Consider the following 21672-nt stretch of genomic DNA (forward strand, 5'->3'; position numbering starts at 1 on the left):
TATCCTTATGCCCTGTTATTGTGGTGATTTCAGCGCTAAAGTCACATAACCCCATTCATCAGACAAATATCAAAAAGTGCATTGATTATCTGAAAATATTATTAAAAACAGATTCACCATATAAATCCCTTATCCACCATCGCTCCACAGAACAAACCTTTTAAGACCTTATAAACACAAGGGAATAGAGAGCAGAAAATATTACTCTGCGCCGAGTGTGGCCAGATAACGCCCCGGCGTCTGACCCAACCCCTTTTTGAACATGGTAATGAATGCCGTGGTCGAGTCGTACCCCAGCGTCTGGGCGGCTTGCTGTACGGACTGGCCGCTAATCAGCAGTTGCAGGGCGAGGATCAACTGCATCTGATGCCGCCAGCGACGAAAACTGAGGCCCGTCTCCCGGACCACCAGCCGCGCCAGGTTACGCTCGCTCATGGCGAAAACCTGTGCCCACTGCGCCAGCGTTTGCCGCTCAGCCGGGCTGGCCTCCATATGATCGACCATCTGGCGGATCTTCAGGTGCGCGGAAACAGGAAGCTGCAACTGCATCTGCGGTTGATCCGGCAACTCATCAAACAGCACCTGCACCAGCCGCTGCGTAGCAGGCTGGCGTCGCTGCGTCGGCGTTCGTGCGGCAAGCGTCATAATCAGCTCGCGCACCAGCGGCGAGATCTTCAACGTGCAGCAATGTTCCGGCATCACCACCGACCAGGGTTCGATAAATAAAAAGCAGAGCTGCGCGTTGGGAGTCGCGTGATTACTGTGCGACACCCTACCGGGCAGCCACATGGCATGGTGCGGCGGCACCATCCAGCGTGCATGTTCAACTTCGCAGGTGATGGCCCCTTTCAGCGCCAGAATCAGTTGCCCCTTGCGGTGACAATGCGCAGGAATGCGCTGCTCTTCTGCCGCAACGGTGATACGAAAAGCCACCGCCGCTTCCTGCTGGCTGTCGGGATCGTAACCGCCCAGTCCGAGTCCGTGCATTAAGTTGTCCGAATTTAGCGATAAACTGTCATTTTAGCTTGATTAAAACCAAAGAAAAAACCGCTATCGTAACGCTCTGTTGTTTATCAAGAGAATACAATGACCACTCGCCTTTCTTCCCGTGGGCAACAAGGGGTACTGCTGATTGCCGGTATCCTGATGATTGCGACCACGTTACGCGTCACGTTTACCGGCGCGGCGCCGTTGCTCGATGCCATTCGTGCAGAATATGGTTTAAGTACCGCACAAACCGGCATGCTTACCACGCTGCCGCTGCTGGCATTTGCGCTGATCTCTCCGCTGGCTGCCGGTGTCGCCCGCCGTTTCGGCATGGAGCGCAGTCTGTTTGCCGCTATGGTGCTGATTTGTCTTGGCATCGCCATCCGTTCCCTGCCGTCCTCCACGCTGCTGTTTGCTGGCACAGCGGTGATTGGTTGCGGTATCGCACTCGGCAACGTGCTGTTGCCAGGTATGCTGAAGCGTGACTTCGCCGGGCATGTAGCGAAACTGACTGGCGCCTACTCCCTGACGATGGGCGCGTCTGCGGCGCTTGGCTCCGCACTGGTGGTTCCGCTGGCGCAGAGCGGCGCGGGCTGGCACGGCGCATTGCTGATGCTGATGGTGTTTCCGCTGCTCGCGCTGCTGCTGTGGTTGCCTCATCTGCGTCGCGGTGCACCGGCGCAGATCAGCGCTTCCGGAGCGCTGCACAGCCGGGGGATCTGGCACTCGGCGCTGGCCTGGCAGGTCACGCTGTTCCTCGGTATCAACTCGCTGATTTATTACATTATTATTGGCTGGCTGCCGTCGATTCTGCTGACTCAGGGTTTTAGTGAAGCGCAGGCCGGTTCCCTGCACGGTATTTTGCAACTGGCGACTGCCGCGCCAGGCTTACTGGTGCCGGTTTTCCTGCACCGGCTGAAAGATCAACGCGGCATCGCGGCGCTGGTGGCGCTTCTGTGCGCGGTGGGTTCGCTGGGATTATGGTTGCTACCAGCATATGCCGTGCTGTGGACGGTTATTTTTGGTTTTGGCTCCGGCGCGACGATGATCCTCGGCCTCACTTTTATCGGCCTGCGCGCCAGTTCCGCACATCAGGCGGCCGCCCTCTCCGGGATGGCGCAGTCGGTCGGTTACCTGCTGGCAGCCTGTGGCCCGCCGTTGATGGGAAAAATTCACGACGCCAGCGGCGACTGGCACCTTCCGTTACTGGCATGTACCGTGCTGGCGGTGGTAATGGCGGTGTGCGGCGCGTTTGCCGGCCGCGAACGGGAAATTATTTCCCGCTAAACCGCGCGCCATCCGGCCGGATACCGGATGGCGCGTAAGAGCTGCATGGCTTATTCGCAGGCAGCGCGCAGCATCGCCTGTACCAGCGGTGAAGGTCGTCCAGCCAGCGCGGCGCGTTCATGCTGAAACAGCGTGGCGACAAAGAACGGATGCGTCACCAGTTCCACCGCGCGGATTTCACCCTCTTCATCCCAACCGGTCACGCGCAGATCGCCGCTCTCCAGTTCGCGGGCAAACTCTGCCGAAACGCCAAAGCTGCAACGGTATGCCTCTTCCACCATTTCACGACCATACGCGCGGGCAATCAGCGTATTCGGTCGCAGTTCGATGGTACCGGTTTGATCCACCAGCGCGCAGGTCAGCGGGGAGATCACCATGCGTCCTTCGTTTTCCGTTTCAGCATGTGCAGCGTCGCTCCAGCCCAGCACATTACGGGCATATTCGATCACCGCATGCTGGAAACCGCCGCAGGTACCGAGGAACGGCACGGCATTTTCTCGCGCATACTGAATGGCAATAAACGCGCCACGGGCATTTTTATAAGGGCTTCCCGGCACCACCCAGATGGCATCGTAGCCGACCAGATCTTCGGCGCTGTTAATTTCGCTGGTCGGTAACCAGTCGTAATCAGCGGTAATTTCCAGTACGGCAGCGGCATCATCAATCGCCAGCGGAATCGCCTGATGAGCAACAATGTCATGGCTGTAATCGCCGACCAGTGCGATACGCAGTGTTTTCTTCGGAGGGATATGATGCATGAATGTGTCCTTATGCCGGGGCAAATAACGAATAACATAAGGAACATCACATTAGCTGTCTTTTACTGGAATCACAACACCTTAAAATTGAGATCATGTATCACGCGGAAAAATGAAATAATCTGTTGCGCAAGAACAAATTATCAGGAGTCACCCGTGCAGCAAACCCGCATCCTCGTGAGCGCCTGCCTTTCCGCACGACAATTACCGGCGCTGATTGCCTGGGTTGAAGAGAGGGAGAGCCATGATCCAATGTAAACGTGTTTATGACGCCGCCAGCGACGACGATGGTTACCGGGTGCTGGTCGACCGGCTCTGGCCGCGCGGCATAAAAAAAGCCGAGCTGCGTTTTGATGAATGGAACAAAACGCTGGCACCCTCAACGGAGCTGCGCAAAGCCTTTCACGGGGAGGTGCTCGATTTTGCCAGCTTCAGCGAAGCCTACCGCAAAGAGCTGGATGCGCAAAAAACGGCAGGTGAACAGCTTGCGGCACGGGGTAAAAAGGAGACTGTTACGCTGTTATACGCGGCGAAAAACAGGGCGCAGAATCATGCCATTGTGCTGGCCGAATGGCTGCGCTCGTTGAGTTAGTCGATCACCCGCTCGCGCAGATCCTGCGATTCGCTGTCGGGTTGCAGCGGCATCAGATGCTCAGCCCGGATAAAAGCAAAGCCCTGCTGACCATCGAAAGCGGTGACATTTCCGGTGACCAGCCACAGCGCCCGGCCGACGTTGCGCGGCATCTCAGTGATTACACCGTTCACCGGATTTAAAAAACGTTCTCCCGGCTGGAACAGGCCGAACAGTTCAACGGCTTTACCAATATTGCAGCGACCATTGGCGGTCTGGGCGCCAATCACTAAGGCCTGGCTGCCCGCTCGTAGCTGAAACATACTTCTCTGGTACTCTCGCAACAGTAAAAATGAGATTAATCTGAAAGCGAAGTTTACCCTGGGCTGCCCGTTGCTGTCACGATCCGGATTGCGGATGATCGCGACGCCACAGCGTCCATTCATCGATCACCTCACCGTTCGGCAGTTTACACTCGGTACGCACACCCTGCGGACTCTGAACCGGCACCCGCTGACCGCCCTTTTGCTGGCAGTACATCGCCGCCGGATTGGCTTTCCCGATCTGCGGCGGCAGCGGCGCATCGGGTTTCGTTGTGGAGCAAGCGGTGACTAAAAACGGCAGCATCCATAAAACATAGCGCATCATTTTTTTCCTTCATCTCAGGCGAAATCGCTCTTCAGCATAGCCTCAAGCCGGAGGTATCTCCATGATTTCTCCATTCTTACTGCACTTTTGGTCATTATAGTGAGTCTCGTTCTCACCCATGACCAAGAGAACATCATTCCGTAATCAATGAGTTTTTGCCCCGCTTCATCAACGGGGCTTTTTTTTATTTTCCCCTGCCAGCTTTAGTGGCTACCGCCCCCCGATATATCAAATGTCCGGCTTTCATGATGTAATGTCGCGCAGTCAGGATCTGCAGCATTAACATGCGCGGCTGTGTCTGTGAATGAGGGAATGTATCTGGTGAAAAAAATAAAAAGAAAAAACCCTTTCCCCGTCTCGATTAAGCTTATTGACCCCCATGGATAGCTTGAGAAAAATCTGATTTTCTTCTATCTCTTATACAATTCATTTCTGGCGAATATCGCCGGTGAAGGAGTTTTCGTGAGAAAGACAACCATCATTATGCTGATTGTGGCAATTGTCGCCGTGGCCGGAACGCAATTGGGCTGGTGGTAATTCCAGACATATTGTTATTTCAGCGCAGAACTCAACCAAACGAATGATGGCGTCCTCTGAACAGATTCCTACGGTCTCATTTATTTGGGCAGGAGCTCGCTATGTTCACTGGTCTGAAAAAAAGCGAAAGCAAACGGTTAGCCACTCTGGAGCTGCTGAGCAAGGAGGATAAATCCCGCGATGCAGCACTGGCCGAGTTTGCTCTTCTGGCGTGCGAAGTTATGGGCGTTGAAGGCTGCTTTATCTCTACATTCGATGATGTTTTTCAATATATCAAATATGTTAAAAACATACCGATTGAGCACGTAAAAATACGTATTGAACAGACCATGTGCCAATATTCTTTGCACAGCGGCCAAACGGTAATTAGTTCAGATACCCGCCTTGATGGTCGATTTAATCATCAGCCGCTGGTAAAAAGCGGCGATATTGTTTTTTATGCTTCAGCGCCAATGATAAATAAAGATGGCGTGATCATGGGTACGCTGTGTGCGAGTCATTCCGAAACCTACGTGCCCACGTCCAGCCAGGTTGCCAGCTTTTTGCGCGTTGCCGCCCTCGCTGCCGCGTATCTTGAATCCTTTTATACCGTCGGGTTGGTGGATGCGCTGACCGGTCTGCCTAACCGCCAGTTTCTGATGAAAGAGATGGAGCGGCTGACCAATGAAAAAGTGAGTTCCCCTTACGGGCTGGTGATTTTTGATTGCATCGATATGCCGCGCGCTTACGAGCTCTCTCGCTATCTCGGCCTGGAAGCGGTGGAGAAACTGCTACGCAGCTTCGGCTCGCTGCTGCGTTTACGCCTGAGACTGAAAGAAGAGGTCACGCTGTACGCCTTTACCACCGCGCGTTATGCCGTGCTGGTGGATATCGATTATGCGCTGACGCTGGCAAAACGGGCGGAACGTTTACCCTGTACGCAGGCGAAAGTGGCCGGCGATATCGACATCAACCTGACCCTGCATACCGGCTACGTTAAATTTTCCCCGCAGGAAGACAATGTGCAGGAAGTGGTGCGCCAGGGAATTAGCGCCCTGCATGAGTCCATTCGCCAGGATATTCCGGCGTTGCAGTTCAACCCGATCCTCGACCACAAACGCAATAAAGACTTCAAATTGCTGCACGATCTCAGTGAAGCCATTAAATCTCCGGATCAGTTGTATATGGTCTATCAGCCGAAGATTTCGCTGCGCTCAGGTAAAACCGAAGGCGTCGAAGCGTTACTGCGCTGGAAACACCCGCAGCTGGGGAATATCTCCCCGGCCGTCATAGTGGAGCTGGCAGAAAAAACCACCCTGATGAGCGATCTTACACAGTGGGTGATTAAATCGGTGATCGCGCAGCTAAAAAGCTGGAAACAGCAGGGCGTTTTGCTGCCGGTGTCGATCAACGTTACGGTGAGCGATTTCTCGCGTCCGGGATTTGCCGACGAGCTGGAACGCAACGTGCTCGCTGCCGGGCTTTACACCTCCGATCTGCGTATCGAATGTCTGGAGACAGAAAAAGTGCTGGAAAGCGACCTGGCGCTGGCGGAACTGGACAGGCTTAAACTACTGGGCTTTACCATTCTGCTTGATGACTTTGGCGCCGGTTACAGCAATATCAGTTACTTACGCCGAATTCCGATAGACGTTATCAAGCTCGACCGCTCGCTGGTCAGCCAGGTAACCACCGATACCGGCAGTCGGATTATTGCCCGTAACGTGATTATGATGCTCAAGGAACTGCAGTACGTGGTGCTGGCCGAGGGGATTGAGGATCTCGAAACCGCACGCATGCTGGAAGAGTATGGCTGCGATGTCGCGCAGGGATATCTCTTTTCTCGCCCGCTGACGCCCGAAGAGATCCCGGACTGGCTGGCTGACAGTAAACCCTTTCGTTTGCTGGCGAAAATCAACGCTGGCGAGAATCACCATCAGTACGGTATATAACCACGCACGTTATTTATCAGGCCTGTTGTATTAAGCAGCAGGCCGCGTACTGTCATGAAAATGTCATAAAAAAGATATTATATTCCGCCTCAATAACTTAAGCCAAATACGCTCAATTTCCCTGCAGACAGCCGATTAAAGCCCCGTAAAACCCGGTCGATATTGCTGGCGTGCGCCGGTTCGCGCTCCACTGACAACGGGAAGCAGAAATTCATGAAACTCAACCACCTCACCATCGGGCAGCGCCTCGGTTTTCTTGCGACCATTCTGCTGCTGGCAACGCTGTTTATTGGTATTCGCGGCCTGGCGATTAACGCTGGCGGATTAGTACAAAATCAACGGATCATGACCACGGAAAAGGTCGTTGCCCAGAGTATTGACACCGCCCGCAACGCACAGGTGCAGTTTAAAATTCAGGTGCAGGAGTGGAAAAATACGCTGCTGCGCGGTACACAGGGCCAGCAATCTTTCGACAAATATAAAAACGCGTTTGTAGAACAGAGCCAGAAAACGCAGGCGCTGTTAAAAACCCTGCGCGAATTGCTACCGCAAATCGGCCTTCCCGCAACAGAAGTCACCAATACCATCAACCTGCATGCGGAACTGGAGCAGCATTATCTCTCCGCCTTGCAGCAGTACGCTATACAGGATGCCACCAGCGCCCAGCGGGTCGATCATCTGGTCACCGGCATCGATCGCGAGCCTACGCGCATGATCGACGAAGTGGTGGCCTCGACGTTGAAACAGGCGGCGCTTATCCGCGAACAAACTGAGGCCAGTAATTATCAACACTTTTCCCAAACGCGCCTGATGTTACTGCTGGTAATGGCATTGACTTTAGTTGTCGGGCTACTGATCACCTGGTGGCTGATCCGCAGTATCACGCAGCCGCTGGCGCAAGCAGTATCGGTGGCCCGCAACGTTGCCTCCGGCGATCTGCAATCAACGATTATCCCCGCCGGACGGGATGAAACGGCGGAACTGATGCATGCGTTACTGGAAATGAACGGCAACCTGACGCGTATTGTTACCGGCGTGCGTTCCGGTACCGAAACTATCGCGGGCGCATCGCAGCAGATTGCCAGCGGCAGTCGCGAACTCTCTTCGCGCAATGAAGCGCAGGCCAGCGCGCTGGAACAAACCGCAGCCTCGATGGAGGAGCTGACCGCGGTTGTCAAAAACAACGCCGAAAATTCACGCATCGCCAGCGATATCACTCGCGAAGCGACCCAGGTTGCAAACCAGGGAGGTGAAGTGGTTGAGCGTGTGGTGCAGACCATGAGCGAAATTAATCAGCTTTCGACCGAGATCAGCAGCATTATCGGCGTGATCGACAGCATTGCTTTCCAGACCAATATTCTGGCGCTGAATGCGGCGGTTGAAGCCGCCCGCGCCGGAACAGAAGGCCGGGGTTTCGCTGTCGTCGCCTCAGAAGTTCGCGCACTGGCTCAGCGTTCCGCGACGGCCGCGAAAGAAATTAGCGCCTTGATCCAACGTTCTGTCACGCGTATTGACGAAGGTAACCAACTGGTGAAAAGCGCAGGTAGCGCCATGGACGACATCATGCAGAGCGTGGCGCACGTCAGCAAACTGGTAGAGACCATTTCGCTGGCGAGTAACGATCAGAGCGTGGGAATCGATCAGGTGCATGTCGCCATTACTCGTATGGATGCGGCGACGCAGCAAAATGCAACGCTGTCGCAGGAATCATCGGCGGCGGCGCATGCCATGCAGCAGCAGGCGGAAAACCTGCTGGAGATGGTGCAAATCTTCAAACTCCGGACAAACAATAAGATGGTTTAATGAATCTGGCTGCTACGGCGTCACATTCCGCAGCAGCATGTGGCTATCAAACGATAGCGCAGCACCAGTAATCATCAAATTCATTAATCTTTCCACAGAAAAATTTGCGTTGGCTCACAATCGGGTTACAGGTTATAAAGTGCGCACGTGACGGATATACGCTTTAACAATCTCAAAAAAACATTCGCTGGCAGTTTTGGTGTCGAAACTGCCGCATTTTATTGCTATTCCCCCCTGCTTCAACCAGCCAGTGAAAACAGGAACTTTTTTCTCTGCAATTAATTCTCCGCAACTAAGATATATCGCATAAGAAACAGCGAATTAATTCAGTGCGTACGCAAAAGCATGCTAATGGCATCCTGTTCAGATAATCCATAGCCTTTCACAGAGACCTCCATCGCTTCATTCTGAGTCTGGTTAAACAGCGTCTCATTGCCGTTAGTGTGCAGGTTTCCAGAAACGATATCTCCCATCTCAACATCATAATTTCCCAGCAGCTCTGCGATGGCGAACTCGCCTTTATCGTCGCGAATCACAAGAAAGCCAATGCGGTGCTCGTGGTGAACGACAGTACCTTTCATAAGAACAATCCTTTCGCAGTAAGAGAGTTTCAGCGTAGCTGAATCCAGCCCGCCAGGAAACGATCTGGCGCGTATTTGGCGCACCGTAGCAACAGGTTTATGATCCCGACCACAACTCTTATTCACGTATTTATAGTCTCAGCGGAAACATTATCCCTGCAGCTTCAACAATAATAAAAACAGCTACACTATGTGTGGTTATGCTTGAATATAAATATACACTTAACTTACTGTTGTGCGCTTTTTATCTCCTTAAGTAAAATTTCCTTTTATCTCCGGGAAAAAAGATGATGGCTTAAATGAAATTATTTTATGCACTATTTCGCCAGTACGTAAGCAACAGAAAAATATAAAGCACGCAGTACTCCATGCCGTAAATAGATATAAGAAATGCAACATGTTTCAGGCTCGTATCCCTTTTCCTGAGAAGGCTCACTATGCGTAACAATGAACCCGTCACACAGCAAGAATACGTTTTCGACAATGATGCCACTTTAATGTCAACGACCGATCCACAGAGCCATATTAATTATGCTAACGACGCGTTTGTTCAGGTCAGTGGTTTTTCGCTTGAGGAACTAAAAGGTGAGCCGCATAACCTGGTTCGCCATCCCGATATGCCAAAAGAGGCTTTCGCGGACATGTGGGGCACGCTGAAGCAGGGGGAACCGTGGACGGCACTGGTAAAAAACCGCCGTCGTAATGGCGATCACTACTGGGTACGCGCTAACGCTATTCCGGTGGTACGTGAGGGCAGAATCAAAGGTTATATGTCAGTACGTACACGGCCCGCAGCGGAAGAAGTCGCGGCGGCGGAGACACTGTACCGAGAGTTTCGCAACGGCCAGAGCAAAGGCCGACGTTTTCATAAAGGGTTGATTATTCGCACCGGTTTAATGGCGTGGCGCTCGCTGTTCGTCACCCTGCCCCTGCGCTGGCGATTACGCTCAGCGCTAATTATCGCGCTGTTATTCAGCCTTGCTGCCGCCTGGCTGCATGCATTAACGCCAGGGCAAATGGCAAGCTTCTCGGGTTTTATGGCGCTACTGCTGCTGGCTATCGATATCTGGCTTGAGCAGCAAATCGTTCGCCCGGTTGAACATCTGCGGCGCCAGGCGTTGCAGGTTGCCAGTGGTGAAATTCATCAGGTGGAACAGCTCAACCGCGTAGATGAAGTGGGCGTCACGCTACGCGCCATCAACCAGCTTGGCCTGATGTTTCGCTGGCTGGTTAACGACGTCAGCGGCCAGGCAGTGACCGTGCTGAAAGCGTCAGATGCGCTGCGGGCAGGAAATGACTCCTTAAGCCGTCAGACTGAACAGGCGGCGTCAAATGTGCAGCAAACGGCCGCCACCATGAACGAAATGACGGCAACGGTAAGGAGTAACCGCGAAACGGCGGCGGAAGTCACCGCCCTTTCGCAAGGTACGCAGAGCGCGGCGCAGCAAGGCGGACAGGTCATGAATCAGATGATCGAGATGATGTCGGCGATTGCAGACAGCTCGCGGCAAATTGCCAGCATCACCAGCATCATCGACAGTATTGCCTTTCAAACCAATATTCTGGCGCTGAACGCCGCGGTAGAAGCTGCACGTGCAGGGGAACAAGGTAAAGGCTTTGCGGTGGTGGCTGGCGAAGTGAGAAGCCTGGCAAGCCGCAGCGCCAGCGCGGCCAGCGAAATCAAAGCACTGATCGAAACCAGTGTGGCGAACGTTGATTCCGGTAGTGCACTGGCCGATAACGCAGGAAAGACGATGAAAGAGATTGTCAGCCAGGTACAGAACGTCACCGCGCTCATCGCGCAAATCAGCGCCGCCACCGCCGAACAGGCGACTGCGCTGGGCGAAGTCAGTGTGGCCGTGGAAGATCTGGACAGGATCACCCATCAGAATGCCGAGCGCGTGCAGGAAGGCGCGGAAGCCTCCGGGCGTATGAATCAGCAGGCCATTCGTTTAGCAGAAGCGATTTCGGTGTTCCAGTAACGATATTTCGTAATAAACCTGGAGGCTGCGCTCATTTTCTCGCCACTGGCAGGCATAGTGTAGGCGTATCTTCCAGGAGGACAGAACCATGAAAAAGTTACTAATATGTTGTCTTTTCGGCAATACCGCCAACGCGCTGGCGAAACGGATGCAAAAGGCAGCCAACGAACATGGCTATCCAATGCTGATTAGTGCCATCGGTCTGGAGAGTTTTGCCAGCGTGGCTCCCGCCTTTGACTGTTTTCTGGTCGCGCCGCACATCCAGTACAAACTGGACGAAATTAAGGCCGCCGTGGGTAATGCGCCTGTCGCGATTATCGAAAGCTATCCTTTCGCGTCAATGGATGGTGAAAAAGTGCTGGAGTTTGTCATGGCGAAAATGCCTGTGCCGGCAGAATAAACGCTAAAAAGCCACGCTTGCTGGCGTGGCTTTTCTTTTTATCTCTTCAGGTTATCTCTTCAGGATTGCAACGTTGCCAGACGGGCGGCGAAGCCGACAAAGATTAAACCAATCAGCGAATTTCCCAGACGGGTTAAGCGTTTTTTTGTCTTCACCCACTGTGTCACATACGAGCCTGTCACGATCAGGAAGCTGAAATAGCAGAAGCTGATGATCTCCAGCGTGCTGGCGAGAATAAAAAAGGACACGCCGGGACGGGCATAATGGATATCGATAAACTGCACAAAGAACGAAACATAAAACAGAATCGCTTTCGGGTTGGTCAGGCTCAACACCAGCGAGCGTTTTAAAATATCGCCTTTATGCGCATCATCATCGCTTTGCGGCTGCGTTCGCTGCACAAAGGTACTGTAGAGCATTTTCCCGCCAAGCCAGAGCAAATAAATCGCGCCGAGATAACGCACGATATTGAACAATACCGGTGTTGTTTTAATCAGCGTGGCGACACCAGCGTACGCGAGAAACATCAGCACAGCATCACCAATAAAAACGCCTGCCGCAGCGGTATACCCGTTGCGTAATCCACCGGCGATACTGGTTTTCAGCACAAAAAAGGTGTTCGGACCGGGCACCAGAATGATAAAAATTGCGCCGATAAAATAGGTCCAGTAACTGATAACGCCAAATTCCGCAAACACACTCACTTCCTTAGAGCTAACGCTGCAACCACAATAAAATTCGCGACATATGCTACAAGGGGAGCCGCAGAAACAAAAGCGTTGCGGTTATTTCAGCAAAAAACGGCGTTTCAGGGCTGCGCCTCTTGCGCGATAAGCCTGGGGAAGGTCGTTGAATACCACTCGGGAACCTCTTCAGGAGGCATCGGTCTGGAAAAATAGTAGCCCTGGACCACCGGACACCCGATATGCCGCAGGAGCTGTAACTGTTCGTGGGTTTCAACGCCCTCTGCCACCACCGTCATGCCAAAGCTCTGCCCGATGCTGGTTATCGCCTCCAGCAGCGAACGGCTCCGGTTATCCGTCAGGCAACCATCGACAAAGCTTTTATCAATTTTAATTTCGGTCACCGGCAGCGTGACCAGCCGGGAAAGCCCGGAAAACCCCGTCCCGAAATCATCAACCGACAGACCGACGCCCATATCGCGCAGTGCCTGAAAACGCGTTGATAGCTCATCATCCGGCGCCATGACCATACTTTCGGTAATTTCCAGCGTCAGCATTTCACCGGGGATGGCAAACTCGTTGATCGCTTGCAGTACCTGCACGGGAAGCTGGATATTGTGAAAGTGAATGGCCGACAAATTGACAGAAAGCGCAGGAAAATCCGGCCAGGTTTTGCGCCACTGCGCCAGTTGGCGGCACGCCTCGCGCAACACCCAGACGCCGATATTTTCGATTTCTCCCACCTCTTCCGCCAGCGGTATAAACCGAGCAGGCGGCACATCTCCGTGTTCAGGATCCCACCATCTTGCCAGCGCCTCAAAACCATATAATTGACTCGTGGCGATATTGATCTGCGGCTGAAATACCAGCCGCAGGCGATTTTCCGCAACGGCGCGCTTCAGCGCCGCCCCCAGAAGCAGACGCTCCGTTGCAGCGCGGTTAAGCTCCTCATTGAAGAACTGCCAGCCGTTACCGCCGCTGCGGTAAATATGATCCATGGCGCTGTGCGCAGTGGACAGCAGCCAGTCGCGATCTTTACCCGCTTCATGGCTGATACCGATACTCAGCGTCAATGAAAGCGTCGTGTTATTGAAGCTAATGGGTTCACTAACGGCGTTTTCGAGCGTTTCCACAACTCGTGTCATGCTGCTGACGTCATTTTCGCTATCCACCAGCACAAACTGTTGCCCCTCTATTTTGCTCAGATACTGACCCGCTCCGAGGCTATCGTGCAGACGGTTAGCCACGATTGAGAGGATCTGCTCAGCGGCGCTATACCCCTGCGCATCAATGACGTCCTGGAAATGATCAACCGTCATCATCAACACCACCGGCGCTTTCGTCTCCGCTGTCGCCAGCTGTTGATCGAGATGCTCTTGCAGATGGCTGCGGTTAGGCAGCCCGGTTAGCGGATCGAATTTAATCAGATGTTCAATCTGCTGGCGGCTGTTTTCCTGCTCCAGTACCAGCGCGGCCAGGTGCTGGCTAATATCGGCGACACGCTCAGTAAAGGCTCTGTTTTCCTTGCCTGCCACGGTGTCGATCGCCAGGATGCCTGCGGCAACGCCGTCACGACGGCGAATCGTCACCGCGCGCGACATGACTCCCGGGCTGTCGAGTTTTTCGGCGCTGGACGCCCAGTGTTGCGGAACATTATTTTGCAGGGTTTTCAGCGAAGCGTGCGCCTGCCCCAGCACGGCGACGATATTACGGCAGATGATTTCGCCCATTTCAGCGATCGGCAGGTTGCTGCGCATCGCGGAAAGCAACGCTCGTTCAAGTTCGCGGATCTTGCGATCTTCAGTGATATCAGAAAAGGTCATCACCAGATTCTGCAACTGACCATTTTTGGCAAGAACCGGGCTGAGGGTGGCGCTGAACCAGACGTTTTCGCCAGTGCTGGCAAGCGCCTGAAACTCATTCTGGTCACGCTCGTTCTTGCGCAACAGGTTTTGCAGACGCTGCCGGTTATCCGGCGGAGCATCGGGAATGTTGAGTATGTTATCCAGGCGTTTCCCTGCCGCCTGGCTTACGCTCAGGCCAAACGCCTCCGTAAAAGCCCGGTTCGCCTGAACAATACGCCGTCCGGTATCCAGCACAATCACTGGTTTGCTGATATGGTCAACAGCCAGTAGCAGCAAACGCGTCTGTTCCCGCTGTTCCACCTCCAGAGTGGCGTCACGCGCCAGCGCGAGGTAACAGACTTTTCCTGCGTTCACGACCCGGGAAAGGGAAAAGCGCGTCCAGATCCTCTTGCCGTCCTTTCGCTCCAGTTGCAATTCCCGGCTCATCCCTTCAACGCGTGAATCTCCGCCCTCGCGATGATGGCGAATAAAGCCAGGATGCGCGGCCTTCAGGTCATGCGGAATCAGAATGGAGACACTTTGTCCGAGCACATCGTCACGGCTGTAGCCCCACAGTCTTTCTGCCGCGCGATTGTAAAACATCACCCTGTCTTGCTCATCAATCAACACGGCAGCCATCATATTCTGCTCAAGAGCAGCAAACAGAATATCTTCCCCCTGCCATGGCGGCACCGCCGGTTTCCTGTACTGGTGCATTCGTTTTTTCAAATGATTAAACATGCGGCTTCCCACTGTTCAACACCGTTACGCCTGCGGTGAAGAAAGATATGTACGAACCGGCATCATCAACCAGTTACAGTCACTGCGTTTCCAGGCTATTTCGACATATTTCCGGACTGTACTGGCGTAAGCCTTCCTGGTGAACAAGCACAAAGGGGCCTTCGCTTTCGCTACTCAGTTCAGTGTATGCCATTCGATCGTGCCAATAGTGGCCCGGCACGGGCAAAATCAGATATTGCACTCTCTTTTTTTAATCATGTGGTTGGCAAACGCTGCGCTTTCACGATCGGCGAGAGGGGATGCTGCACGGCGGCTTTATCCACCAAAATGCCGGTTATCCCGGACAAATAGATATGAGCGATGTCTATGGCACCCCACGGTTTGCTCATAGGTTTGACGGCAGCGTTAAACACAGCAACTTAAAAACAGTTGGGACTGAATTGACCATGACACTATTCCGTTCAACTCGGTTGTTTCAACCGTAGATATAAAATATCAACTGGCGCATTTTATATTGTTGCCTTCTCTGCATTGAGGATAATTACCTTCCCAGGGATATTTCATACACGTTCCTTTTTACAGTCAGTTCGCTGATATTGAACAAATTGCTATATCTTTTTTAATCCTTTCACATAAGCAAAGAATGCAGCAGAAAATTAGCTATATCATTCATCCAGAGAATGATGATCTGGATCATGGTGTAGTTCTGCACCTGGAGAGAATACTTATTTCGCAGCAGTAATCTTAACTTCAATGTTTTTAATTCGAGAGAAATGACGGACATAGAGTTACTGTGTAAACGGTAATAATTTGAAGTAATTAGATAATTTCGTATGGCTGAAAAAACTGCATCGATTAAATCGTCATAAACAGGCTGATAACATTGATCCTATTTGAGTGGCTACACACTCTGAGGCTACGGGTGATAAATGGAAAACTTCAAGCTAAGACTTAAAAATCATATTGAACATGTCAAAAATGTTGGCATTCATTGCACGACGGAGGAAACAACCAAGCAAGCGCTGATTCTGCCTTTTTTAGATATTCTGGGGTTCAATGCTTATGATCCACAAAAAGTACGGGCAGAGTACGGTGCCGATTTTCCGGGTGTCAAAGCCGGGGAACGTGTCGATTACGCACTATTTTGTCAGGGCGTACCGGTGATGTTCATCGAAGCTAAAGCCTATAAAGAAAAAATTGATAATCACTGCCCGCAGCTCTCCCGTTACTTTAATTGCACGCCGGAAGTCACCATTTCGGCCATTACCAATGGCCAGGAGTGGCGCTTTTTTACCGACCTGCAAGAAAAAAATATCATGGATCCGACGCCCTTCCTGAGAATCAGGATGGACGACATAACTGATTCTGATGCCGAACAGCTTTTCAGATTTCGCCACGATAAATTTAAGCCAGAAGCGTTACGCACGCTGGCTGAAGAGAGTGTCTATATCTCTTCATTCTCGAAAGTCGTCAGTTCAAGCCTGAAAGAAGTGGACTCGGAATTTGTAAGATACATCGCCTCCCGCGCCAATATAGGTCGCCAGCTTAATCAGCGATTTATCGACTCCATCACGCCACTGGTCCGGGAAGCGGTTCAGCGCTCCGTAAGCGCCATGGTTGTTTCCGGTTTGTCAGCGCACCAGCCCATTCGGGAAGAGTTAGCGGCTCAGGGCGTGGATGATGCCGTATCAATCGATGAAACGGCCGATCATATTGATCCGGATAATCCCAACATCGTGACAACCCATAACGAACGTTCTTTATTTGAGAAGATCGTCGCCATTCTGGGGGCAGAAAAAGACCTTCAACCGAAGGATACGGAATCGTATTACAGCGTTCTCTATCAGGGAAAAACCACCCGATGGGTGGTTCGCTATTACGATAAAAAAAACCGCTCCTCGCTCCAGTTACCCATTGAACTAACGCCTGTCACCGCTAATGAAGTTTCCAGAGCGGGGCTTGAGCACGATGGCACGCGAATTTATCTCGACCGGCCCGAAGATATTCTCAGAATATCGGGGCTGATTCTCGATGCATTCCAGTTTGTGATTAATGACGAAAACTTTAAAAAGAAAAAAACCGTACAGCCCACCTGATCTCCACCCAAAATTCCCGCTCAGAATCGACCATAAAACCGTGAGTCCTGAAAAGGGCTCACGGTGATATACAGCAAATGTCGCGACTGTTTTTCACCCATTGCGCGCAGAAATAGCGCGGAATAACCGATCGCTATCCCACAAAATACCTTCTGCCCTTCCCCTCTCACTTTCATTGTTGATTACTGGTGTTTTATACAGTATAAATACTGCGCTATTAATTCACACACAGGAATGGTTAATGTTCGTTGAACTGGTCTATGACAAACGCAATGTTGAAGGGCTTTCCGGCGCCAGGGAAATTATCCTTGGGGAACTTACCCGGCGTGTTCACCGTCTGTTTCCTGATGCCGATGTCCGGGTAAAACCCATGCAGGCCAACGGGCTGAACAGCGATGCCAGTAAAAACGACCGGGAAAAGCTGAACCGGATGCTCGAGGAAATGTTTGAAGAAGCGGATATGTGGCTGGTGGCGGAGTAAGGCAGTGCCATCGTGGATGACGCCCTCTGAATTTGCGCCGAAATCTGCCGGCTGCCAGAACGTGCAGCCGGGCTGAAATCGGTAATGCCTGAAGTACACCAGGAGAAGCGGCCAGTAAATATTCACTTCACGTCCTGCTCCTCCTTCGTTTTCAGCACTCCCCTCTATGCTTTTTCCGCAAAACGCATCGCCAGCCATTGTGCCTGCTGCTGCATCACCAGCACCTGGCGGCCCTGCTCGCGCCACTGAATATCGCCCTGGCTAAGGCAGTGCCTGAGCCGCTCCAGTGAGGCCACCTGAAAGCAGAGCGCCACCATTTTCGCTGGTGCCTGTGCAGCAACAGGCGGCAGCGCAAACTCCAGGCTGGCTTGTTGATGCGTGATAATACGCAGGCAGCACGTTCCTGAATCAAGCACATAGCCGCCGCTATCTTCCGCACGGGCCTCTGTACTGAATAACTGACGATACAGCGCCAGCGTCTCTTCAGGTTGAGGCGAGGCAATAACGAACGCGGACAGCGCCTGTACGCCATTAGGATGTACTTGCCAGGCGGGCTGCCAGACAGCTTGCGGCGTCTGATGTTCACAGAAAAAACTGAAGCCGTATGCCAGGGCGCTGGCGCGGATCCGCGAGATACAGAACCGGGCCTCAGTCTGACTGCCGTCCGGCAGTATCACCGGGCGGAAGAAGCGAGTCGGTGGTTCGCCATCGAGTTGGCATTGCTGTAGATGGCGCCATACCGCATGTGCATCGCGAGTTTTCCAGACCAGTCCGGCAAGGCCTGGCGCAACGTTCCATAAACCTCGCGAGTCTGTCTGCCTGGCAGGTTCATAACCTAAAAGTTCCAGATAGTTATCGGCAAAGATGGCCAGATGGTTGCTGGAGCCCATCGAATGGTGCCCCCGCGTACTGAGCTGAAATCCCATCCGCTGGAACAGGGATTGGGCCTGATCCAGCTCTTCATCAACATTAATCACCGCGTGATCGATAACCGGGGTAATCGGCATGGTGTATTCCTTCTGCTCTTTTTATTGATCCTGTCAGGCGGCACGACCGCCAAAATAGAGCTCGCGCATACGGGGGTCGTCCAGCAGATCCCGCGCACTGCCCTCCATCGCCACTTTCCCCTGCGCCAGTACGTAAGCCCGGTCGGAAATGTGCAGTGCCTCCATGGCATTCTGCTCGACCATCAAAATGGTCACTTTTTCCTGGCGGCGAATGGTTTGTATGGCGCTAAACACTTCCGTCAGCATTTTCGGTGACAGCCCGGCCGAGGGTTCATCAAGCAGCAGTACCGCCGGTTCGGGCATCAGTGCGCGGGCGAGCGCGAGGATTTGTCGCTCACCGCCGGAAAGCGCGGACGCGGGCGATTGCCACTTTTTATGTAATACCGGGTAATGTTCCGCCAGTTGCGCCATCCGCTGCTTACGCTGGCCGGGCGGTAAAAACTGCCCCCCGGTTTGCAGGTTTTCTGCCACGGTCAGATTGTTGAAGACATTGTCCAGTTGCGGGACAAATCCGAGTGCGCATTCGCGGATTTTGCGGTGCACCGGAATTTTTGCCGTTTCCCGGCCATCGATTTCAACCCGCCCTTCGCGCGGGGAGACAAAACCGGCAATCGACTTCAGCAGGGTAGATTTGCCGCAGCCATTTGGCCCCAGCAGCGTCACGATTTCCGCCTGTTCAACGTGCAATGAAATACCATGCAGAATATCAATCCCCGGGGTATAACCGGCGACCACGTTTTCGAGGGTAATCATACGGCCTCCTGCAATGTTGCGGTGCTGTGCCCAAGATAAGCCTCCAGCACCTGCTGGTTCTGCGCCAGTTCGTCCGGGCGGCAACTGGCGACAATCTGCCCGCGATCCAGCACAATGCAGCGCTGGCACAAAGTGTTGATAAAATGCATGTCGTGCTCGATGACCAAAAGTGAAATGCCCTGACGGCTCAGGCTGACCAGCGTTTCCACCAGCTCCTGGCGTAATTTCGGGTGCACGCCGGCCATCGGCTCATCCAGCATCAGAAGCGTCGGTTTACCCATCAGCGCACAGGCAATGCCCAGCAATTTTTTCTGTCCGCCGGAAAGCGCCGCAGCAGGCAGGTCTTTCACTTTGGTTAATAACAAGATATCCAGCAATTCGCGGGCGCGGGCTCTGTCTTCCTGTTCGGCTTTACGCCCGGAAGCCAGCCCCAGCAGACCGTTGAATAACCCGTGCTGGCGAGTGCCCGCCGTCATCACGACTTCCATAACGCTCATCTTTTCCGGCATGACCGGTAGCTGGAAGGTACGCGCAATGCCTGCCTGGATGATCCGGTGGCTGGGCTGGCAAGCAATGGAGCGGCCATCAAATGTGATGTTGCCGCCATCCGGCCGGGTAAACCCGGAAATGGTGTTAAGCAGCGTGCTTTTACCGGAACCATTCGGCCCCAGCAGGCCAAGAATTTCGCCCTTCTCCAGCGTAAATGATACGGATGTCAGTACCTGGTTGCCGCCAAAGGCTTTGCTGACATCAGCCACTTCAAGCAAACGGCTCATGATAAAGTCCTTAATTTTTCCGGTAACAGGCCGCCTGGGCGGGTGAGCAGACAGAGTAATAAAGCCAGACCCACCAACCCCAGGCGCAGAGCGCCGGTCAGGTCTGAGCTGATGTGGAAATAGTCTTTTGCAAAGGGGATAAAGTTATACAGCCCTTCTACCAGCAACACGCCCAGCAGCACGCCGCGCACATTGCCAATACCGCCGATCATCACCATGCTCCAGATAAGAAAGGTTTCCGAAGAGAGCAAATAATCCGGGCTGACATAGTCGGTGTACCAGGCCAGTAGCATGCCAGCCAGACAGCACATCACCGCGCTGCTCATTAACGCCCGGCATTTCAGCCACGGCAGCGCATAGCCCATACAGATCGCTAATTGAGGTTGCTCGCGCATCAGGCGCAGCGCCCGGCCAAACCGGCTAGCGCCGATCCGCAGGCTGGCGAGCGTAGCGATAATGACGCTGAGCAGGATAATGACCGCGAAGATACGCGTATCGGTGATGGTATCGCCGGTTGACCAGGGCGCGGACAGCCCGCCAATCCCCTGCGCGCCACCTGTCAGATGGTCTTCATTGACGACCGCAATGCGGATGATTTCAGCCAGCGCCAGCGTGGCAATGCCCCAGTAATCCGCCGTGAGCTGACGGCCCAGCAGCGTCATCAGCGCGCTGATAACAATGGCACACAGTAACCCGGCCGGGATCACCAGCCACAGCGGCAAGCCAAAATTGCTTCCCAGACCAATGGCATAAGCGCCGGTTCCGACAAACACGATATGACCGAAATTCAGCAAACCGGCGTAACCTGCCTGTAAATTCAGGGCAAGCGCGACGATGGCATAAATCCCGGCAAGGCAAAGGATATGCAGTAAAAACTCAGACACGGCGGACCTCCCGGTTAAACAGGCCATAAGGACGCAGCAACAGCGCCAGCAGCAGAATCACAAACGATGAGGCGTTCACCCAGGTCACCGGGATAAACAATAAGTCGCCGCCGAACAGCCAGCTCCAGTCGATGTTGGTCACGAGGGTTTCGGTTACAGCGATAAGGAGCGCGCCAAAAATGGCGCCCATTGGATTTCCCAACCCGCCGAGAATGGCGGCGGCGAGTACCGGCAACATCAGATCATTGCCCTGGTTAACCCATGCGCTGGCGTTCATTGCCAGCATGCTGCCTCCCACGGCGGCCAGCATTCCGGCCACCAGGTTGACGGTGTGGATAATGGCACTGGCATTTAACCCGGAGGCTGCCGCCAGATCCCGGTTACTGGCCAGCGCACGGATAGCGCGGCCTTGCGGCGTGCGAAACAGCAGCAGGCTGAACATCACCACCAGCGAAATCGTGACGCCAAGGCTCCAGAGTTCGTCGGAAGAGATGCGGGTGTCGCCAACCTGCAAGAGCGCGCCCACTGGCAGGGAATAATTCACCGGGGCCGATCCCTCAACCCCGAGAACCAGTGCAATCAGCACCATCGATACCGCCAGCGAGCCAATCATGGCGTTAGCGGTGCCGCTTTTCAGCAGCGGCTGGTACACCCAGTGATGCAACATCATGGACAACATGCCGCAGACTATTGCCGAAAACACGATTGCCAGTGACAGCGGCATGCCAAGGCGCAGCCCGGCGGCGGTAATAAATGAACCGACCATGGCATATTGCATATGGGCGATATTGGCGAACCGTACCAGCCCGTAAACCAGGCTTAATCCCAGCGCGACCAGCGACAAATCCGCGGTGCGAATCAATGTATCAATCAAAAACTGCAGCATGGTTTTTCCCCGATGATGTAGCGTGAACTGGCAAAA

21 protein-coding genes are annotated in these 21672 nt (G+C 53.4%); 8 read left to right on the forward strand and 13 right to left on the reverse strand.

Annotation, left to right across the window (positions count from 1 at the left end; all coding sequences use genetic code 11):
• Nucleotides 1–201: 201 nt before the first annotated feature.
• On the reverse strand, nt 202–987 hold the full coding sequence (locus tag CWM66_RS02665) for a helix-turn-helix domain-containing protein (RefSeq protein WP_035886154.1): 786 nt from the start codon (nt 985–987) through the stop codon (nt 202–204).
• Nucleotides 988–1086: 99 nt separating this feature from the next.
• On the opposite strand from CWM66_RS02665, the gene CWM66_RS02670 reads away from it, so the two are divergent.
• Nucleotides 1087–2274, forward strand: coding sequence for a CynX/NimT family MFS transporter (locus CWM66_RS02670; protein ID WP_107146220.1), 1188 nt, complete (start codon nt 1087–1089; stop codon nt 2272–2274).
• A gap of 50 nt (nt 2275–2324) precedes the next feature.
• On the opposite strand, the gene CWM66_RS02675 is transcribed toward CWM66_RS02670, so the two are convergent.
• Nucleotides 2325–3032: a CTP synthase gene (locus CWM66_RS02675; protein ID WP_007374575.1), complete on the reverse strand. Its 708-nt coding sequence runs from the start codon at nt 3030–3032 to the stop codon at nt 2325–2327.
• A gap of 244 nt (nt 3033–3276) precedes the next feature.
• Here CWM66_RS02675 and CWM66_RS02680 point away from each other — a divergent pair, with 244 nt between their 5' ends.
• The gene (locus tag CWM66_RS02680; RefSeq protein WP_007374574.1) at nt 3277–3624 is read left to right on the forward strand and encodes a DUF488 domain-containing protein; all 348 of its coding nucleotides are present in this window, start codon (nt 3277–3279) and stop codon (nt 3622–3624) included.
• Here CWM66_RS02680 and CWM66_RS02685 read toward each other — a convergent pair.
• Nucleotides 3621–3926 carry a hypothetical protein gene (locus CWM66_RS02685; RefSeq protein WP_072440537.1) on the reverse strand — a complete coding sequence of 102 codons (306 nt, stop codon included), beginning with the start codon at nt 3924–3926 and terminating at the stop codon, nt 3621–3623. The two genes, CWM66_RS02680 and CWM66_RS02685, sit on opposite strands and share 4 nt — an antisense overlap.
• A gap of 76 nt (nt 3927–4002) precedes the next feature.
• Entirely contained in the window at nt 4003–4248 is a 246-nt protein-coding gene (locus CWM66_RS02690) for a DUF333 domain-containing protein (RefSeq protein ID WP_035943351.1), read from the reverse strand.
• A gap of 641 nt (nt 4249–4889) precedes the next feature.
• Between CWM66_RS02690 and CWM66_RS02695 the strand changes: the two genes are divergently transcribed.
• Nucleotides 4890–6719 carry a sensor domain-containing phosphodiesterase gene (locus CWM66_RS02695; protein WP_072440535.1) on the forward strand — a complete coding sequence of 610 codons (1830 nt, stop codon included), beginning with the start codon at nt 4890–4892 and terminating at the stop codon, nt 6717–6719.
• Between the two features lie 213 nt (nt 6720–6932).
• Nucleotides 6933–8522, forward strand: coding sequence for a methyl-accepting chemotaxis protein (locus CWM66_RS02700; protein WP_007374568.1), 1590 nt, complete (start codon nt 6933–6935; stop codon nt 8520–8522).
• 326 nt (nt 8523–8848) lie between these two features.
• On the opposite strand, the gene CWM66_RS02705 is transcribed toward CWM66_RS02700, so the two are convergent.
• The gene (locus CWM66_RS02705; protein WP_007374566.1) at nt 8849–9103 is read right to left on the reverse strand and encodes a hypothetical protein; all 255 of its coding nucleotides are present in this window, start codon (nt 9101–9103) and stop codon (nt 8849–8851) included.
• Nucleotides 9104–9540: 437 nt separating this feature from the next.
• On the opposite strand from CWM66_RS02705, the gene CWM66_RS02710 reads away from it, so the two are divergent.
• A complete protein-coding gene (locus tag CWM66_RS02710) occupies nt 9541–11085 on the forward strand; it encodes a PAS domain-containing methyl-accepting chemotaxis protein (RefSeq protein WP_007374565.1) in 1545 nt (514 codons plus the stop codon).
• A gap of 88 nt (nt 11086–11173) precedes the next feature.
• Complete coding sequence (locus tag CWM66_RS02715) at nt 11174–11485, forward strand: PTS sugar transporter subunit IIB (RefSeq protein ID WP_107146221.1); 312 nt, start codon at nt 11174–11176, stop codon at nt 11483–11485.
• A 59-nt stretch (nt 11486–11544) separates the two neighbouring features.
• Here CWM66_RS02715 and leuE read toward each other — a convergent pair whose 3' ends face one another.
• The 3 genes from leuE to CWM66_RS29415 form a co-directional block, all read right to left on the reverse strand.
• A complete protein-coding gene (gene leuE, locus CWM66_RS02720; protein ID WP_007374563.1) occupies nt 11545–12183 on the reverse strand; it encodes a leucine efflux protein LeuE in 639 nt (212 codons plus the stop codon).
• Nucleotides 12184–12293: 110 nt separating this feature from the next.
• On the reverse strand, nt 12294–14729 hold the full coding sequence (dosP, locus tag CWM66_RS02725; RefSeq protein WP_107146459.1) for an oxygen-sensing cyclic-di-GMP phosphodiesterase DosP: 2436 nt from the start codon (nt 14727–14729) through the stop codon (nt 12294–12296).
• Between the two features lie 278 nt (nt 14730–15007).
• Nucleotides 15008–15142 carry a hypothetical protein gene (locus tag CWM66_RS29415; protein WP_255416436.1) on the reverse strand — a complete coding sequence of 45 codons (135 nt, stop codon included), beginning with the start codon at nt 15140–15142 and terminating at the stop codon, nt 15008–15010.
• A 540-nt stretch (nt 15143–15682) separates the two neighbouring features.
• On the opposite strand from CWM66_RS29415, the gene CWM66_RS02730 reads away from it, so the two are divergent.
• Together CWM66_RS02730 and CWM66_RS02735 are read left to right on the forward strand one after the other, a co-directional pair.
• The gene (locus tag CWM66_RS02730; protein WP_071920650.1) at nt 15683–16849 is read left to right on the forward strand and encodes a type I restriction endonuclease; all 1167 of its coding nucleotides are present in this window, start codon (nt 15683–15685) and stop codon (nt 16847–16849) included.
• A gap of 241 nt (nt 16850–17090) precedes the next feature.
• A complete protein-coding gene (locus CWM66_RS02735) occupies nt 17091–17330 on the forward strand; it encodes a DinI family protein (protein WP_071920649.1) in 240 nt (79 codons plus the stop codon).
• 164 nt (nt 17331–17494) lie between these two features.
• Here CWM66_RS02735 and CWM66_RS02740 read toward each other — a convergent pair whose 3' ends face one another.
• Genes CWM66_RS02740 through CWM66_RS02760 form a run of 5 tightly spaced genes read right to left on the reverse strand, consistent with a single transcriptional unit; the run spans nt 17495 to nt 21636 of the window.
• A complete protein-coding gene (locus tag CWM66_RS02740) occupies nt 17495–18337 on the reverse strand; it encodes a VOC family protein (RefSeq protein WP_071920648.1) in 843 nt (280 codons plus the stop codon).
• A 33-nt stretch (nt 18338–18370) separates the two neighbouring features.
• Complete coding sequence (locus CWM66_RS02745; RefSeq protein ID WP_100684107.1) at nt 18371–19090, reverse strand: ABC transporter ATP-binding protein; 720 nt, start codon at nt 19088–19090, stop codon at nt 18371–18373.
• The gene (locus CWM66_RS02750; RefSeq protein ID WP_007374557.1) at nt 19087–19866 is read right to left on the reverse strand and encodes an ABC transporter ATP-binding protein; all 780 of its coding nucleotides are present in this window, start codon (nt 19864–19866) and stop codon (nt 19087–19089) included. Before CWM66_RS02750 ends, CWM66_RS02745 begins: the two co-directional genes overlap by 4 nt.
• Nucleotides 19863–20750: a branched-chain amino acid ABC transporter permease gene (locus CWM66_RS02755; RefSeq protein ID WP_007374556.1), complete on the reverse strand. Its 888-nt coding sequence runs from the start codon at nt 20748–20750 to the stop codon at nt 19863–19865. The genes CWM66_RS02750 and CWM66_RS02755 overlap by 4 nt, the downstream gene beginning before the upstream one ends.
• On the reverse strand, nt 20743–21636 hold the full coding sequence (locus CWM66_RS02760) for a branched-chain amino acid ABC transporter permease (RefSeq protein ID WP_007374555.1): 894 nt from the start codon (nt 21634–21636) through the stop codon (nt 20743–20745). Before CWM66_RS02760 ends, CWM66_RS02755 begins: the two co-directional genes overlap by 8 nt.
• Between the last annotated feature and the right edge of the window lie 36 nt (nt 21637–21672).

The organism is Kosakonia sp. H7A, assembly GCF_003028445.1.
In the GTDB taxonomy this organism is placed as follows: domain Bacteria; phylum Pseudomonadota; class Gammaproteobacteria; order Enterobacterales; family Enterobacteriaceae; genus Kosakonia; species Kosakonia radicincitans.

Coding starts and splice junctions, on each gene's coding strand:
- CWM66_RS02745 (WP_100684107.1), bottom strand. CDS start 19,090: ATGATTACCCTCGAAAACGTGGTCGCCGGTTATACCCCGGGGATTGAT.
- CWM66_RS02690 (WP_035943351.1), bottom strand. CDS start 4,248: ATGCGCTATGTTTTATGGATGCTGCCGTTTTTAGTCACCGCTTGCTCC.
- dosP (WP_107146459.1), bottom strand. CDS start 14,729: ATGCACCAGTACAGGAAACCGGCGGTGCCGCCATGGCAGGGGGAAGAT.
- CWM66_RS02735 (WP_071920649.1), top strand. CDS start 17,091: ATGTTCGTTGAACTGGTCTATGACAAACGCAATGTTGAAGGGCTTTCC.
- CWM66_RS02680 (WP_007374574.1), top strand. CDS start 3,277: ATGATCCAATGTAAACGTGTTTATGACGCCGCCAGCGACGACGATGGT.
- CWM66_RS02715 (WP_107146221.1), top strand. CDS start 11,174: ATGAAAAAGTTACTAATATGTTGTCTTTTCGGCAATACCGCCAACGCG.
- CWM66_RS02705 (WP_007374566.1), bottom strand. CDS start 9,103: ATGAAAGGTACTGTCGTTCACCACGAGCACCGCATTGGCTTTCTTGTG.
- CWM66_RS02700 (WP_007374568.1), top strand. CDS start 6,933: ATGAAACTCAACCACCTCACCATCGGGCAGCGCCTCGGTTTTCTTGCG.
- CWM66_RS02695 (WP_072440535.1), top strand. CDS start 4,890: ATGTTCACTGGTCTGAAAAAAAGCGAAAGCAAACGGTTAGCCACTCTG.
- CWM66_RS02750 (WP_007374557.1), bottom strand. CDS start 19,866: ATGAGCCGTTTGCTTGAAGTGGCTGATGTCAGCAAAGCCTTTGGCGGC.
- CWM66_RS02675 (WP_007374575.1), bottom strand. CDS start 3,032: ATGCATCATATCCCTCCGAAGAAAACACTGCGTATCGCACTGGTCGGC.
- CWM66_RS02665 (WP_035886154.1), bottom strand. CDS start 987: ATGCACGGACTCGGACTGGGCGGTTACGATCCCGACAGCCAGCAGGAA.
- CWM66_RS02760 (WP_007374555.1), bottom strand. CDS start 21,636: ATGCTGCAGTTTTTGATTGATACATTGATTCGCACCGCGGATTTGTCG.
- CWM66_RS02710 (WP_007374565.1), top strand. CDS start 9,541: ATGCGTAACAATGAACCCGTCACACAGCAAGAATACGTTTTCGACAAT.
- CWM66_RS02685 (WP_072440537.1), bottom strand. CDS start 3,926: ATGTTTCAGCTACGAGCGGGCAGCCAGGCCTTAGTGATTGGCGCCCAG.
- CWM66_RS02740 (WP_071920648.1), bottom strand. CDS start 18,337: ATGCCGATTACCCCGGTTATCGATCACGCGGTGATTAATGTTGATGAA.
- CWM66_RS02730 (WP_071920650.1), top strand. CDS start 15,683: ATGGAAAACTTCAAGCTAAGACTTAAAAATCATATTGAACATGTCAAA.
- CWM66_RS02670 (WP_107146220.1), top strand. CDS start 1,087: ATGACCACTCGCCTTTCTTCCCGTGGGCAACAAGGGGTACTGCTGATT.
- CWM66_RS29415 (WP_255416436.1), bottom strand. CDS start 15,142: ATGAGCAAACCGTGGGGTGCCATAGACATCGCTCATATCTATTTGTCC.